Origin of the sequence: Nonomuraea sp. NPDC050556 (assembly GCF_044457355.1) — a bacterium.
GTDB lineage: Bacteria > Actinomycetota > Actinomycetes > Streptosporangiales > Streptosporangiaceae > Nonomuraea.
Genome location: NZ_JBITGU010000003.1, coordinates 581,034 through 595,496, shown reverse-complemented (window position 1 = coordinate 595,496; position 14,463 = coordinate 581,034). Strand labels below are relative to the sequence as shown.

Annotated in this window: 12 protein-coding genes; 5 read left to right on the top strand and 7 right to left on the bottom strand. The window is 69.7% G+C overall.

From position 1 onward, the window contains the following. Nucleotides 1-13: 13 nt before the first annotated feature. Together acnA and ACIBG8_RS31900 are read right to left on the bottom strand one after the other, a co-directional pair. Nucleotides 14-2,782, bottom strand: coding sequence for an aconitate hydratase AcnA (gene acnA, locus ACIBG8_RS31905; RefSeq protein WP_397346741.1), 2,769 nt, complete (start codon nucleotides 2,780-2,782; stop codon nucleotides 14-16). Nucleotides 2,783-2,933: 151 nt separating this feature from the next. After that, nucleotides 2,934-3,662: a metal-dependent hydrolase gene (locus tag ACIBG8_RS31900; RefSeq protein ID WP_397346740.1), complete on the bottom strand. Its 729-nt coding sequence runs from the start codon at nucleotides 3,660-3,662 to the stop codon at nucleotides 2,934-2,936. 801 nt (nucleotides 3,663-4,463) lie between these two features. Here ACIBG8_RS31900 and ACIBG8_RS31895 point away from each other — a divergent pair. Beyond that, on the top strand, nucleotides 4,464-5,213 hold the full coding sequence (locus ACIBG8_RS31895; RefSeq protein ID WP_397346739.1) for a PadR family transcriptional regulator: 750 nt from the start codon (nucleotides 4,464-4,466) through the stop codon (nucleotides 5,211-5,213). 140 nt (nucleotides 5,214-5,353) lie between these two features. Beyond that, complete coding sequence (locus ACIBG8_RS31890; RefSeq protein WP_397346738.1) at nucleotides 5,354-5,854, top strand: DUF1707 domain-containing protein; 501 nt, start codon at nucleotides 5,354-5,356, stop codon at nucleotides 5,852-5,854. A 125-nt stretch (nucleotides 5,855-5,979) separates the two neighbouring features. Here the strand turns inward: ACIBG8_RS31890 and mug are convergent, their stop codons facing one another. Both mug and ACIBG8_RS31880 read right to left on the bottom strand, forming a co-directional pair. Beyond that, nucleotides 5,980-6,474, bottom strand: a complete 495-nt coding sequence (gene mug / locus ACIBG8_RS31885; protein ID WP_397346736.1) for a G/U mismatch-specific DNA glycosylase — start codon at nucleotides 6,472-6,474, stop codon at nucleotides 5,980-5,982. 11 nt (nucleotides 6,475-6,485) lie between these two features. Further along, nucleotides 6,486-7,886 carry a sugar porter family MFS transporter gene (locus ACIBG8_RS31880; protein WP_397346735.1) on the bottom strand — a complete coding sequence of 467 codons (1,401 nt, stop codon included), beginning with the start codon at nucleotides 7,884-7,886 and terminating at the stop codon, nucleotides 6,486-6,488. Between the two features lie 71 nt (nucleotides 7,887-7,957). Between ACIBG8_RS31880 and ACIBG8_RS31875 the strand changes: the two genes are divergently transcribed. Together ACIBG8_RS31875 and ACIBG8_RS31870 are read left to right on the top strand one after the other, a co-directional pair. Further along, complete coding sequence (locus tag ACIBG8_RS31875; RefSeq protein ID WP_397346734.1) at nucleotides 7,958-8,089, top strand: hypothetical protein; 132 nt, start codon at nucleotides 7,958-7,960, stop codon at nucleotides 8,087-8,089. A 169-nt stretch (nucleotides 8,090-8,258) separates the two neighbouring features. After that, nucleotides 8,259-8,420: a hypothetical protein gene (locus tag ACIBG8_RS31870; protein ID WP_397346733.1), complete on the top strand. Its 162-nt coding sequence runs from the start codon at nucleotides 8,259-8,261 to the stop codon at nucleotides 8,418-8,420. Here ACIBG8_RS31870 and ACIBG8_RS31865 read toward each other — a convergent pair. The 3 genes from ACIBG8_RS31865 to ACIBG8_RS31855 are packed head-to-tail and all read right to left on the bottom strand — an operon-like array spanning nucleotide 8,417 to nucleotide 13,322. Next, the gene (locus ACIBG8_RS31865) at nucleotides 8,417-10,864 is read right to left on the bottom strand and encodes a polynucleotide kinase-phosphatase (RefSeq protein WP_397347812.1); all 2,448 of its coding nucleotides are present in this window, start codon (nucleotides 10,862-10,864) and stop codon (nucleotides 8,417-8,419) included. The two genes, ACIBG8_RS31870 and ACIBG8_RS31865, sit on opposite strands and share 4 nt — an antisense overlap. Before the next feature lie 10 nt (nucleotides 10,865-10,874). Beyond that, nucleotides 10,875-12,374, bottom strand: coding sequence for a 3' terminal RNA ribose 2'-O-methyltransferase Hen1 (locus ACIBG8_RS31860; RefSeq protein WP_397346732.1), 1,500 nt, complete (start codon nucleotides 12,372-12,374; stop codon nucleotides 10,875-10,877). Nucleotides 12,375-12,407: 33 nt separating this feature from the next. Continuing rightward, on the bottom strand, nucleotides 12,408-13,322 hold the full coding sequence (locus ACIBG8_RS31855; RefSeq protein WP_397346731.1) for an LLM class F420-dependent oxidoreductase: 915 nt from the start codon (nucleotides 13,320-13,322) through the stop codon (nucleotides 12,408-12,410). A 99-nt stretch (nucleotides 13,323-13,421) separates the two neighbouring features. Between ACIBG8_RS31855 and ACIBG8_RS31850 the strand changes: the two genes are divergently transcribed. Further along, on the top strand, nucleotides 13,422-14,429 hold the full coding sequence (locus ACIBG8_RS31850) for a hypothetical protein (protein ID WP_397346730.1): 1,008 nt from the start codon (nucleotides 13,422-13,424) through the stop codon (nucleotides 14,427-14,429). The last annotated feature ends 34 nt before the right edge of the window (nucleotides 14,430-14,463 follow it).

Below are 14,463 nucleotides of genomic sequence, written 5' to 3'. Positions count from 1 at the left end.
GGCTCTTCCGTATTTACTTGGCCAGGAGCGAGCGCAGCACGTACTGCATGATGCCGCCGTGGCGGTAGTAGTCGGCCTCACCAGGGGTGTCGATGCGGACCACCGCGTCGAACTCCACGTCGCCCGCCTTCACGTGCACGGTGCTCGGGATGCCGCCGCCGTTGAGCTCCTCGACACCGGTGATGTCGAAGGTCTCCTCGCCGGTCAGGCCCAGCGACTCCGCGCTCCGCCCCTCGGGGTACTGCAGGGGCAGGACGCCCATGCCGATGAGGTTGGAGCGGTGGATGCGCTCGTAGGACTCGGCGATGACCGCGCGCACGCCCAGCAGCGCCGTACCCTTGGCCGCCCAGTCGCGGCTCGAACCCGAGCCGTACTCCTTGCCCGCGAGCACCACCAGCGGGGTGCCCTGCGCGGCGTAGTTGACCGAGGCGTCGTAGATGAACGACACCGGGCCGTCCGCCTGGGTGAAGTCGCGGGTGTAGCCGCCCTCGGTGCCCGGCGCGACCTGGTTGCGCAGGCGGATGTTGGCGAACGTGCCGCGGATCATGACCTCGTGGTTGCCCCGGCGCGAGCCGAAGGAGTTGAAGTCCTTGACCGCGACGCCGTTGGCCTCGAGGTACTGCGCGGCCGGGGTGCCGACCTTGATCGAGCTGGCCGGCGAGATGTGGTCGGTGGTGACCGAGTCGCCGACCTTGACCAGCACGCGGGCGCCGGCGATGTCGGTGACCGGCTCCGGCTTCTCCGGCATGCCGTCGAAGTAGGGGGCCTTGCGCACGTAGGTGCTCGACGGGTCCCACTCGAAGGTGTTGCCGGTCGGGATCGGCAGCGACTGCCAGGTCGCGTCGCCCTTGAAGACGTCGGCGTAGTCGCGCTTGAACATCTCGCTGTCGATCGAGTCGTTCACGACGGCCGCGACGTCCTCCGGCGCCGGCCAGATGTCCTTGAGGAACACCGGCTGGCCGTCCGAGCCCGTGCCGAGCGGCTCGGTGTTCAGGTCGACGTCCATCGAGCCCGCGAGCGCGTAGGCGACCACCAGCGGCGGCGAGGCCAGGTAGTTCATCTTCACGTCGGGGTTGATGCGGCCCTCGAAGTTGCGGTTGCCCGACAGCACGGCGGTGACCGCGAGGTCGTTGGCCTGGATCGCGGCCGAGATCTCCTCGTCCAGCGGGCCCGAGTTGCCGATGCAGGTGGTGCAGCCGTAGCCGACCAGGTTGAAGCCGAGCTTGTCGAGGTACGGCTGCAGGCCGGAGCGCTCGAAGTAGCCGGTGACGACCTGCGAACCCGGCGCCAGTGAGGTCTTCACCCACGGCTTGCGCGTCAGGCCCTTGTCGACGGCGTTCTTGGCCAGCAGGGCGGCGCCCAGCATGACGTACGGGTTGGAGGTGTTGGTGCAGCTCGTGATCGCGGCGATGGAGACGATGCCGTGGTCGATCTCGAAGCTGGTGCCGTCGGAGAGGGTGACGGGCACCTTTTTGTGCGGGCGCTTGCCGTTCAGCGTCGCGGCGTGCGGCTGGTCGCCGTTGCCGCCGTGGGAGATCGCCGGGGAGTCGGAGGCCGGGAAGGACTCGTCGGACGCCTCGTCGATCGGGCCGAAGTCGGCCTCGACCGCGTAGTCCTTGACCGCCGCGCGCCAGGCGCTCTTGGCGTCGGTCAGCGCGATGCGGTCCTGCGGGCGCTTCGGACCGGCGATCGACGGAACGACCGTGCTCAGGTCGAGCTCGAGGTACTCGGAGAACTCCGGCTCGGCGCTCGGGTCGAGCCACAGGCCCTGGGCCTTGGCGTACGCCTCGACGAGCGCGAGTTGCTCCTCGGGGCGGCCGGTCAGGCGCAGGTAGTCGATGGTCTGGCCGTCGATCGGGAACATGGCGGCCGTCGAGCCGAACTCGGGGCTCATGTTGCCGATCGTGGCGCGGTTGGCCAGCGGAACGCTGGAGACACCCTCGCCGTAGAACTCCACGAACTTGCCGACCACGCCGTGCTTGCGCAGCATCTCGGTGACGGTCAGCACCAGGTCGGTCGCGGTGGCGCCGGCCGGGAGCGCGCCGGTCAGCTTGAAGCCGACGACGCGCGGGATCAGCATGGAGATCGGCTGGCCGAGCATCGCGGCCTCGGCCTCGATGCCGCCGACGCCCCAGCCGAGCACGCCGATGCCGTTCTCCATCGTGGTGTGGCTGTCGGTGCCGACGCAGGTGTCGGGGTAGGCCTTGCCGTCCCTGGTCATGACGACGCGGGCCAGGTGCTCGATGTTCACCTGGTGCACGATGCCGGTGCCGGGCGGGACGACCTTGAACTCGTCGAACGCCGTCTGGCCCCAGCGCAGGAACTGGTAACGCTCGCGGTTGCGCTCGTACTCACGCTCGACGTTGCGCTGGAAGCTGTCGGGGTGGCCGAAGAAGTCGACGATGACCGAGTGGTCGATGACCATCTCGGCGGGCGCCAACGGGTTGATCTTGTCCGGGTCGCCGCCCAGGTCGCGGACGGCCTCGCGCATGGTGGCGAGGTCGACGACGCAGGGGACGCCGGTGAAGTCCTGCATGATGACGCGGGCGGGCGTGAACTGGATCTCCACGCTCGGCTGTGCCTTCGGGTCCCACTGGCCCAGCGCACGGATGTGGTCGGCGGTGATGTTCGCGCCGTCCTCGGTGCGGAGGAGGTTCTCCAGCAGGATCTTCAGGCTGTACGGCAGGCGTGCCGAGCCCTCGACGGCATCGAGCCGGAAAATCTCGTACGACGCGTCGCCAACGCGCAGCGTGTCACGGCTGCCGAAGCTGTTCGCGGACACGGTGAATCGCCTCCTCGGTGGACCATTGCTCATGCAAATCCTGCCGCACCTTCAGCGTCCCTATGACGTTAGGTAACCCTAACCGGCAGGTTGCAGCGGATCTCTCGACGTCAAGATATCTCGGAAAGTATCTCGACATCAAGTTAAACCCTCAGAGGGGTGCCAGCCGCCAGAAGAGCAGGCCGATAATGACGACGGAAAGTATCGGGGCGAGAATCTTCTGCTCGAACTTCTTGCCCGTCTTGATGCCGATCTTCCACGGCAGCACCCACCGCTGGGCGAACGGCCAGAGCACCGGGCAGCCGCGCTCGGTCATGCAGTCGCCCACCACGTGGATCAGGCAGCCCATCCCCACCGCCATGCCCAGCCAGGCGTAACCGACCTCCATCGACCGGAACACCACGAACAGCCCGGTCGTGATGCCGACGTTGATCATCGCCGAGCCGAGCTTATTGCCGGGGATGCCGATGCCGATCGCGCGTAACGCCAGGCCGATCAGCAGGACGACCATGATGTCGCGGCCGATCGGGTAGGTGCTCGCCAGCCAGTGCGCGCCGAACCCCATGGCGACGGCGAAGACCAGCGAGTGCGTCATGCCCCGGTGCCCGCCGCTGAGCCAGGCCACGATCTTGCTGAGCACCCAGGTGACGGGGCCGAAGGTCTGGGCGATGGTGGCGCTGGGATGGTCGAGGTCGGGCAGCATCGCCGCGCCCGCACAGACGATCGCGCCGGCGACCAGCTCGGTGGGGGCCATCGCGGTGGCCATGATGCCGGTCTCGATGTAGCGGCTGGATTCGTTGAGCAGCGGTAAGACCGAGAGCGCGGGGGCCAGGCCGAGCCAGGCCACGGCACCGGTCATCGCGTGCGTGTGCCCCATCATGCGAAGATCACCTTTTGCACTTTACGGCAAAGCCGTGGGCGTGCGCGGGCGGAGATAAACAGACGAGGTCGTTACCTCGGCGACAGCACCCCCCAGCCCTGCCGACGTGGAACGACCTCGTCTGCCCTAGTTAACGTGCTCCAGTTCGCGACTGTTCCCAGATTTCGCGACTTTTTCGTGATCTGCCTCACTCTGCCCCCCACCCCTCCCCCGACCAGCCCAAACCCCAACCCACACCCCCAAAAACCACCCCAAAATCCCCCACAAGACCCCCCCAAACCCCGGAATCCCCCGCCCGCTCTCCCAGAGAGAGCCACCCGCTCTCCCCAGGGAGAGCGACCCGCTCCGCAACACCGCTCGCGCCCCGGACCATTCGCAGCGCACCCAAAGGTCCAGCCGCTCGCGCCCGGCCGACCGGGCGACCCACACCCCGCCACTCACCTCCCCCCACTCGCCCCACGCGGGGAGAAGCAGGGGCGACCCACTCCCGGGACCCAAGGTCGGCGCGGGGCACCCCCACACGACGCGCAACCACCCGGCGGCGGCCGACCCGAGCGGGTCCACGCACGGACGGCAACCACCAGGGGCGGCCAGCCACCTCACAACCAAGCACGGGTCCCCGCGCATAGGGGAACTCCCAGAGGTGGCCAGCCATCGCAGGACCAGGGGCGGGCGGTGGGCGGGCTGCCGGGGAATGGAATCTGGAAGCGGTGGGTTGCTATAGACATGTTCTCGATATATCGTTGAGGCATCGAGAGCGGTCGAAAGTCGATCGCTCCCTACAGAACCAAGGAGTACAAAATGACTTCCGCACAAGCAATGGGTGGCCAGTGGCCCGACTCCCGTGAGTTGCGACGCGCCGCCCGAGAAGCGTTCAAGAACATGGCCGGAGCCTGGGAACACGCGGGCCACCGGCACCACCACCACCGCCCAGGCCCCACCCCGGAAGAAGGCGAGGGCAGGCGGCGCGGCCGCGGTGGCCCCCGTGGCCCCTGGGACTTCGGCGGCGGACGCGGCGGCCCCTTCGGCCCCGGTGGTCCTTTCGGTCCCGGCGGGTTCGGCGGCCGTGGTGGCTGGGGTGGCCGTCAGCGCAAGGCCAAGCGGGGCGATGTCCGCTCCGCGATCCTCGCCCTTCTGGCCGAGGAGCCGCGCAACGGCTACCAGATCATCCAGGAGATCGCCGAGCGCAGCGAGGGCGGCTGGAAGCCCAGCCCCGGCGCCGTCTACCCGGCGCTCCAGCAGCTCACCGACGAGGGCCTGGTCGTCGCCGAGGAGAACGAGGGACGCAAGACCTTCAAGCTCACCGAGGCGGGCCAGACCTACATCGCCGAGCACCCCGACGACGTCCGCGCCCCGTGGGACGAGATGCGCCCCGACGTGGACGACAACACGGCGGACATGTGGGACATCGTCCGGCAGTCCGGGTTCGCGATGATGCAGGTCCTCCAGACCGGCACGGACGCGCAGATCCGCGACGCCCGCAAGGTGCTCGTCGAGACGCGCCGCAAGCTCTACCAGATCCTGGCCGACGGCCCAGACGACGAGGAGTGAGCACCGCGGGCGCCCACATTCACGACGACGGAGGTAGCGTGCGAAAGGGGCACTTTCGCCCTACCCCCGGCGTTCAACGATATGAGTGACCAGACTGAACGGCAGGCGCCCGGCGGTCACGCGGGCGGCGAGGAGGCAGTATGACCGCCGACGAGCTACGCATCGGCGACGCGGAACGCGAACAGACCATGGCCGCCCTGCGCGAGCACTTCGCACTGGGGCGCCTCGACCACGACGAGCTCGACCAGCGCCTCGACCGCGCGCTGGCCGCCAAGACCGCGCGCGACCTGGCCGCGGTGACCGCCGACCTGCCCTCGTCCGGGTACGGCGAGCCGGCGCGTCAGGCGTACGCCCAGCCGGGGCCGGGCTACGGCCCGTACGGCTGGCAGGGCCATCACGACCACATGAAGCAGCTCCACCAGGCGCATCACGAGATGCGCCACCGCATGCGCGAGGAGCGCCGCGCCCACCGCCACGGCCGCCGTGGTCCTGGGCCGATCGCCCCGATCCTGCTGGTCGCGCTGGTCCTGGGCATCGCGTTCGGCGGATTCGGCTTCTTCAAGGTGCTGTTCTTCGTGTGGATCGTCGCGATGGTGCTGGGCTTCTTCCACCGCCGCTCCCACTACCGCCGCACCGGCTGACGCCGTACCCCAAAGAGCCCGCACCGATCAGGTGCGGGCTCTTTTTGACGTCAAGAACCCCGACAGAAGATCACCTGTCCCACCCGAAGACAGACGTCTCCCCGCACGGGCGAGAAAGACCGGGGTTAAAGGGTGGTGCGCAGTCGGCGTAGTTCGCCTGCGATCGCGTCCAGGGTCCAGTGGGCGTTGAGTCCGCTGGGGTTGGGCAGCGCCCAGACCCGAACACCGCCGACCAGGTCGTCCTGCGGCCCGATCACCGCCTTGGGCCGGGCGAAAGCCGTACGGTAAGCCGAAATGCCCAGCACCGCGAGCACCTTGGGACGCAGCCCGGCCACCAGCGCCGCCAGCCGCTCACCGCCCTCGACCAGCTCCGCCCTGGTCAGCTCAGCCGCCGTCGCGCTGGGCCTGGCGACCACGTTGGTGATGCCCAGGCCGTAAGACGGCAGCAGGTGCTGCTCGGCCGGCGCGAGCTGCCGAGGCGTGAAGCCCGACAGGTGCAACGCAGGCCAGAACCGGTTGCCGGGCCTGGCGAAGTGGTGCCCGGTGGCCTCGGACATGAGACCGGGGTTGATTCCGCAGAACAGCACGTCGAGTGAGGGCCCGAGCACGTCGTCGATCACGGGTGAAGACGCTAGCCCATGTCTTCGAGCCTGCGCCCCTTGGTCTCCCTGATGAACCGCGTCACGAAGAAGAACGACAGCACGGCGAAGATGGCGTAGATGAGGTACGTCATCGACAGGTTCCACTCGGACATGCGCGGGAACGACACGGTGATCAGCCAGTTCGCCACCCACTGCGCGGCCGCCGCCACGGACAGGGCAGCAGCGCGGATGTGGTTGGGGAACATCTCCCCCAGCAGCACCCAGACCACCACACCCCACGACAGGGCGAAGAACAACACGAAGACGTTCGCCGCGATCAGCGCGATCGTGCCCTGCGGGTCGGGCAGCTTCACGTCGGAGCCCTCGCCGACGGCCGAGCTGAACGCCCACGCCGCCGTGGCCAGCGAGATCGCCATGCCTGCCGAGCCCACGAGCAGCAGCGGCTTGCGCCCGACCCGGTCGACGAGGGAGATCGCGATGAGCGTGCCGACGATGTTGATGGCGGCGCTGATGACGCTGATGAGCAGCGACTGGCTCTGGTCGATGCCGACCGACTGCCACAGCGACGACGAGTAGTAGAAGATCACGTTGATGCCGACGAACTGCTGGAACACCGAGAGCAGGATGCCGACCCACACGATCGGCAGCAGGCCGAGCGCCTTGCCGCGCAGGTCGCTGAGGCGGGCGCGGCGCTCGCTCTTCAGCGACTGCTGGATCTCGTTCAGCCTGGCGTCCAGGTCGGCGTCGTCGCCCTCGACCTCGGCCAGCACCTTGCGCGCCCTGGCCATCTTGCCCACGGAGACGAGGAAGCGCGGCGACTCGGGGATCACCGAGGCGCAGAACAGGTAGATCAGCGCGGGGACGAGGCAGGCGCCGAGCATCCACTGCCATGCCTCCAGGCCCCACAGCTGGTTGTTGACGTCGCCGCCGGCGAGCTGGCCGATGAAGTAGTTGATCAGCTGCGAGATGGCGATGCCGAGCACGATGGCGAGCTGCTGGAAGGAGCCGAGCCTGCCGCGGTAGGCGGGCGGGGCGACCTCGGCGATGTAGGCGGGGCCGATCACCGAGGCCATGCCGATGGCGACGCCGGCGAGCACCCGCCAGAAGCCCAGGTCCCAGATCGCGAACGGGAGCATCTGGCCGATCGAGCTGACCGCGAACAGCAGGGCGGCGGCCTGCATCGTCTTCGTCCTGCCGAAGCGGTCGGCGAGCCCGCCGGCGAACCACGCGCCGACGGCGGAGCCGAGGAGCGCGATGGCCACGACGAAGCCGGTCTCCACGGAGCCGACGGCGAAGTGCTTCTGGATGCCGGTGACCGCGCCGTTGATCACGGAGCTGTCGTAGCCGAACAGGAACCCGCCGATCGCCGCGGCTGCCGTGATGAACACGACGTGGCCGAGCTGTTCCTGACTGTCTGTGGGCGTCGCCATGTGCGGACCGTACCCGTACGTCACTTTCTGTAGTCACCACCAAGTCCGAATTTTCGGCATACTGCCCACCCATGCGCCTCTGGATCCTGGCCGTGCTCGCCGTCGGATGGTTCGCGGTCTCCTGCGGCTCCTCCGCCTGCGCCGAGCCCGTGGACTGCGGCGAGCCGGTCGCCTACGCGATGCCCCTCCCCGCGACCCGCTGACCTGGCGCCTCGGCGAACCCCACCCTCTCCGTACGGCCGAGCCGCCGGAGGCGAAGCGCTGGCGGCTCCGCGACGGCGTCGTCGAGCACCACGACGGCGCGGGCTGGCGCGCGGAGAAGCTACCCGAGGTTCCAACCCCGGAGAAGGTGCCGCGCGGGCGCATCACCGCGTGGCCGTCCTGCTGCACCACCACAAGGGGGAGTGGACATACAGCCCGCTCCCCCTTCCCGGAGGGGACACCGGGGCGGAGGCGCTCACGTTCAAGCGCGACCGCCTCACGGCGATCGGGTACCCGAGCAGCAGGACCCTCACCTGGGGCCCGCCCGGCTAGAGGCGGGGGTCGACGGGCTCGGACTCCAGGGCGAGGACGCCGAAGACGGGCTCGTGGACGCGCCACAGCGGGTCGCCGTCGGCCAGCCGCGACAGCGCCTCCAGCCCCAGCGCGTACTCGCGCAGCGCCATCGAGCGCTTCTTGCCCAGGAACCTCCTGCGCAGCACGTCGAGCGACTCGGTGTAGTCAGGCCCGTAGATGATGCGCAGGTACTCCCGGCCGCGCACCTTCACGCCGGGCTGCACCCGCCCAGGCACGTAGGTGGCGGGCTTGACGACCATGCCCTCGCCCCCGGCCTCGGTCATCGACTCCCACCACGCCGTGGCCTCGGCGCGCGACTCAGGAGAGTCGAGGTCGACGAAGACGTGCCTGGTCGGGGTGATGATCTCGGAGGATTCGAGCAAGCCCAGCGTGGACAGGTGCCACGCGTGCGGCTCCAGGGCCGTGGCCCTGCCCTCGACGGCGAGGATCTGGAACGGCGCCAGCCGTACACCCTCCAGGCCCTCGACCGGCCAGCAGTACCGCGCATAAGCGTCGCGGAAAAGGGCAGCGTTGTCGTGGCGGCGCCGGGTGCGGGCCAACAGTCCGCCCACATCCAGCCCGCGCCCGGCCGCCGCCTCGAGCGCCTCCACCGCCGCGGGAAGCGCGGCGCGCGCCGCGGCGCCCACCGAGGCGTACTGCGTCCTGATCAGGTCGAGCGCCTTCGCCGACCACGGCAGCAGCTCGCAGTCGAGCACCACCCAGTCGCTCCCGAGCTCGTCCCACAGCGGCTCGCAGGCCTCGCGCAACCGGTCGACCAGCGGGTTCAGGTCGCCGAAGAACGGGCGCCCGGTGCGGGTGTAGACCGCGCCTGAAGAACCGTCCGTCACGTTGAAGCGATGCGCCGCCACGTCAGGAGTCCTGGCGAGTACGGCTACCGCCCGCGAGCCCATGTGCTTCTCCTCGCACACGACCCGCGTGACCCCCGCCGCGGCGAACTCCTCGAACGCCTCGTGCGGGTGCTCCAGGTACCCCTCCAGCTTCGAGGTCTCCGGCGGCGCCATGGTCGGCGGCAGGTAGACCAGCCAGCGCGGGTCGACGGCGAACCTGGACATGATCTCCAGGGCGGCCGTGGCGTTCTCCTCCATGACCTTGACCCTGGTGCCGAAGCGCGTCTCGACGTGCCTGGTGCCCTGCACGTCGTTGATGTCGAGCGCGGCCGGGTCGCGGTAGCCGGGAGCGGACAGCGGCTTGACCGACTCGTACCAGACCTTCTCCGCCGGAACGGAGACGATCTCGCGCGAGGGGTAGCGCAGCGCGGTCAGCCGCCCGCCGAAGACGGCGCCGGTGTCCAGGCAGATCGTGTTGTTGATCCACTCGGGCTTGGTGGTCGGGGTGTGCCCGTAGACGACCATGGCGTGGCCGCGGTACTCCTCGGCCCACGGGTAACGCACCGGCAGGCCGTACTCGTCGGTCTCTCCCGTGGTGTCGCCGTAGAGCGCGAAGCTGCGCACGCGGCCGGACGCGCGGCCGTGGTAGGCCTCCTTGAGGCCGGCGTGCGCGACGACGAGCTTGCCGCCGTCGAGCCGGTAGTGGCTGAGCAGCCCGTCCATGAAGGTGCGCGCGCGGGCCACGAACTCCTCGTCGCAGGCGGCGAGCTGGTCGAGCGACTCCTGCAGGCCGTGCGCGACCTTGACCTTGCGCCCGTTGAGCGCGCGCACGAGCTTCTGCTCGTGGTTGCCCGCCACGCAGATGGCGGTGCCCGCCTCGACCATGTCCATGACCAGGCGGAGGACGCCGGGGGTGTCGGGACCGCGGTCGACGAGGTCGCCGACGAAGACGGCTGTACGGCCCTCCGGGTGCGTCAGGCCCTGCCAGCCGAGCTCGGCCAGCAGCGTCTCCAGCTCCGAGCGGCAGCCGTGCACGTCGCCGATGATGTCGAACGGGCCGGTGAGCTCGGTCTTGTCGCTCCACGACTTCTCGAGGGCGATCGTGGCGTTCTCGATCTCCTCCAGGCCGCGCAGCACGTGCACGCGCCTGAAGCCGTCCTTGCTGATCTTGGACAGCGACCTGCGCAGGTCCTTGCGCTGCCTGATCACCACGCCTGGGCCGAAGTCGCGGTCGGGGCGGCTCTCGTTGCGCGCGATCGCCACCTCCTCCGGGGTGTCGAGGACGATGGCGTCGACCATGACGTCGTGCCGCTTGGCCAGGTCGATGAGGCTCTTGCGGGCGGCGTACTGGACGTTGGTGGCGTCGACGACGGTCAGCAGGCCCCTGGCCAGGCGCACGCCGACGATGTGGTGGAGCAGCTCGAAGGCGGGGGCGGTGGCCGACTGGTCGTTCTCGTCGTCGGAGACCAGGCCGCGGCAGTAGTCGGAGGAGATGACCTGGGTGGGCTTGAAGTGCTTGGCGGCGAAGGTGGACTTCCCGCTGCCGGACACGCCGACGAGCACCACCAGCCCCATCGATGGAACCTTAATCACGAGGGTCCTCCTTCGTCGGACCCAAAGAGGCTGTGTTGATTGTTTCTCTCGCTCCGCTCGAGAAAATCCCCATCTGGGTCGGCGAGCCCAGCTCGGGGTCATCATCGCCAACAGGCTTGAAAATCACGCTGTATCCGTTTTCCTGGGCGACGCGGGTAGCCCAGGACCGGAACTCCGCGCGGGTCCACTCGAAGCGGTGGTCGCGGTGCCTGAGCCCGGTCAGGAACTCGTAGCGCACGTTGTACTCGATGTTGGGCGTGGTGACGATCACGTGCTCGGGCCTGGCGCCGCCGAACACCACCCGCTCCAGCGCCGCCAGCCGAGGCGGGTCGACGTGCTCGACGACCTCCATGAGCACGGCCGCCTCGTACCCGGCCAGCCGCTTGTCGGTGTAGGTGAGCGCGCCCTGGAAGAGCGTGAGCCTGGCCCGCTTGGCGTCGGGCATCCGGTCCAGCTTCAGCTTGCGCGCGGCGATCATCAGCGCGAGCGCCGACACGTCCGTCCCGGCGACCCTGCTGAACCTGGGCCGCCCCAGCAGCGCGCCGACCAGCTCGCCCGAGCCGCAGCCCAGGTCGATCACGCTGGAGACGCCCAGCTCGTCGAGCGTGGCGAGCACGGCCTCGCGGCGCAACGTGTTCAGCGGCTTGGGCCGCTCGGGCACCTCCTCGGCGTCGGCGACCGCCGCTTCCTCCGCCGCCGTCTCCTCCGGCGTCGACTCCTCGGCGACCGCGGGCTCCAGCGCCTCCTCGGCGTCGTCGCCCAGCTCGGCGAGCCTGGCGAACGCCGAACGCTCCAGCGCCCTGCGGTGGCCCAGGTAGCGGCGGGTGATCAGCCCGCGCTCGGGGTGCGGCTGCAGCCAGCCCTCACCGGCGCGGATCAGCTTGTCGACCTCGTCGGAGGCGATCCAGTAGTGCTTGCCGTCGTCGAGGACGGGCAGCAGCACGTACAGGTGGTTGAGCGCGTCGGCCAGCCGCAGCGTGCCGGTCAGCGTCAGCCGTACATATCGGGACTCGCCCCACTCGGGGAAACCCTCGTCCAGGGGTACGGCTTCCGCCTCCACCTGCCAGCCCAGCGGCTCGAACAGCCGGTGCGCCAGGTCGGGGCCGCCCCGGCAGGGCAGCGCGGGCAGCCTGATCTCCAGCGGGATCGGCGTCGCGGCAAGTGAAGGCTTGGTGTTGCAGCGCCCGGCCTTGGCCGTGCGGAACACGTCGCCGAGCGCCCCGGCCAGCAGCGACGAGGCGGCGTAGGGGCGGTCGTTGACGTACTGCGACAGGCTGAAGTCCGGCGAGCTCTTGCCCCTCGACCTGACCAGCGCGATCGGATCGACGTCGAGCAGGAGCGCCACCGTGCAGCGCTCCTGCCCGGCCTCGGGGTAGAAGACCCTGGCCGTGCCGAACGACTGGCTGAACTCCTGCACGCGGTCTGGATGCTTGTGCAGGAGAAAGCCGAGGTCAGTGGCGGGCTGGGCGGTGGTCGAGATCGTCAGGAGCACCACCCAAGTCTGCCGTAGCCCGATTGCAAGGCGCTAACCGATATTGGGCAGGATCTCCGCCGCGATCAGCTCGAGGTGCTCCAGGTCCGACAGATCCATCACCTGCAGATAGATCCGCTCGGCGCCCAGAGCGGCGAACTCGCCCAGCTTGTCGAGCACCTCCTGCGGCGTCCCGGCCAGGCCGCCGGCGCGCAGGCCTTCCGCGGTCTGGCCGATCGCCTCGGCCCGCCGTACGACCTCGGCCTCGTCCTTGCCGACCGCCACGGTCTGGGCAGCGGACAGGATCAGCGTGCGGCCCTCCTCCTCTGCGGCCTGGCGCACCCGGTCGAAGGCGAGCGCCGTGTCCGCCACGGTGTGGAAGGGCAGGTTGTACTCGTCGGCGTACCGCGCAGCCAGGCGCGGGGTGCGCTTGGCGCCGAAGCCGCCGATGATGATCGGCGGCGGCGTCTGCACGGGCTTCGGCAGCGCGGGCGAGTCGACCACGCGGTAGTAGGCTCCGTCGAAGGAGAACTCCTTCTCGGCCGCCCACAACCCCTTGATGATCTCCAGCTGCTCCTCGAAGCGGATGAAACGCTCGCCGAGCGGCGGGAACGGGACGCCGTACGACTTGTGCTCGGTGTCGAACCAGCCGGTGCCGAAGCCCAGCTCGACCCGGCCGCCGCTCATCCGGTCGACGGTCGCGACGCTGATGGCCAGCGGCCCTGGCAGCCGGAACGTCGCCGGCGACACCAGCGTGCCGAGCCTGATCGTGGAGGTCTCCCTGGCCAGACCGGCCAGCGTGATCCACGCGTCGGTCGACCCGGGGCCCGGGTCGCCCGGTCCGATCCGCTGGTAGTGGTCGGACCGGAAGAAAGCGTCAAAACCCAGCCGCTCCGTGGCCTGGGCGACGGCGAGCAGGTCGTCGTAGGTGGCGCCCTGCTGGGGTTCGGTGAAGATCCGCAACTTCATGAACACCATTATCGACGCGTTCCGGAGAATGCCCTCGTCGCGGTGCGAACACTTGCTAATCTTCACTACCCGTAAGCGACTAACCACGGGGGGTGGCACATGTCGCAAGAGAGGCACAAGCGCGAGCCTGGCAATCCGCCGCGCTTCCTCATCCTGCTGGCGGCGATGGCACTGACCGGCGGCACCGGGGTGGCGGTCTGGTTACTGCCCGCGCAGGCCGAGCTGTCACCGCCGCCCGCCAGGCCGACGGCTGTCACCGCCGCCGTCGTGACGCCGACGCCCTCGCCGGTCGTCCCTGAACGGCCCTCGGCGTTCATGGCGTTCGTCGACACGGCCAGGGAGCCGGGGCTCAACCTGCCCGCGACGGCCCGCCGTACCGGCTTGCGCTGGTTCACCCTCGGCCACCTCGTGGCCGGTCGCGACGGCTGCTCGCCCCGGTGGGGCGGCCAGCTCGACCCGGCCAGCAATCCGGTGGCCAACAAGGTCGGCAGGCTGCGCGCCGAGGGCGCCGACGCCGGTCTCGCCTTCGGAGGTACGGCCGGCCGCGAGCTGTCCGCCGCGTGCACCTCCCCCGACGCGCTCGCCGCCGCCTACCGCAGGGCGATCGCCGCGTTCCACGCCACCTACGTCGACTTCGAGATCCGCGACAGCGCCGACACCGCCACCACCCTGCGCCGCGCGGCGGCCATCCGCACGCTGCAGCGCGAGAGCCCACTCGCGGTGAGCTTCACCCTGCCCATCGACGGCACCGGCCTGGCCCGCGCCGACCGGGACCTGCTGCGCCTGACCCGCGAGGCGGGCGCCGAGATCGGCACGGTCAACCTGCTGGCCGCCATCGAGCCGCAGGCGGCCGGCCTGGCCAGGATGCGCAGGCTCGCGACAGCCGTACGGACCACAGAGCGCCAGCTCGCCGAGGCGCTCGGCACGGCGGACGCGTGGTCGCGCATCGCGCTGACGTCGGTGCTCGTCAGCCCGGACGACCTGAGCCAGATCGACGCGCGCAAGCTCACCACCTTCGCCGCCCGCCACGAGCTGGCCTGGCTGTCGCTGCGCGGCGCCTCCCCGGCCCGCGAGGCTTCGGAGATTCTCTGGCGCACCCGCAGCTAGCGGTAGGCTTTAGCCTGGTTTGCGGTGGGTGAGG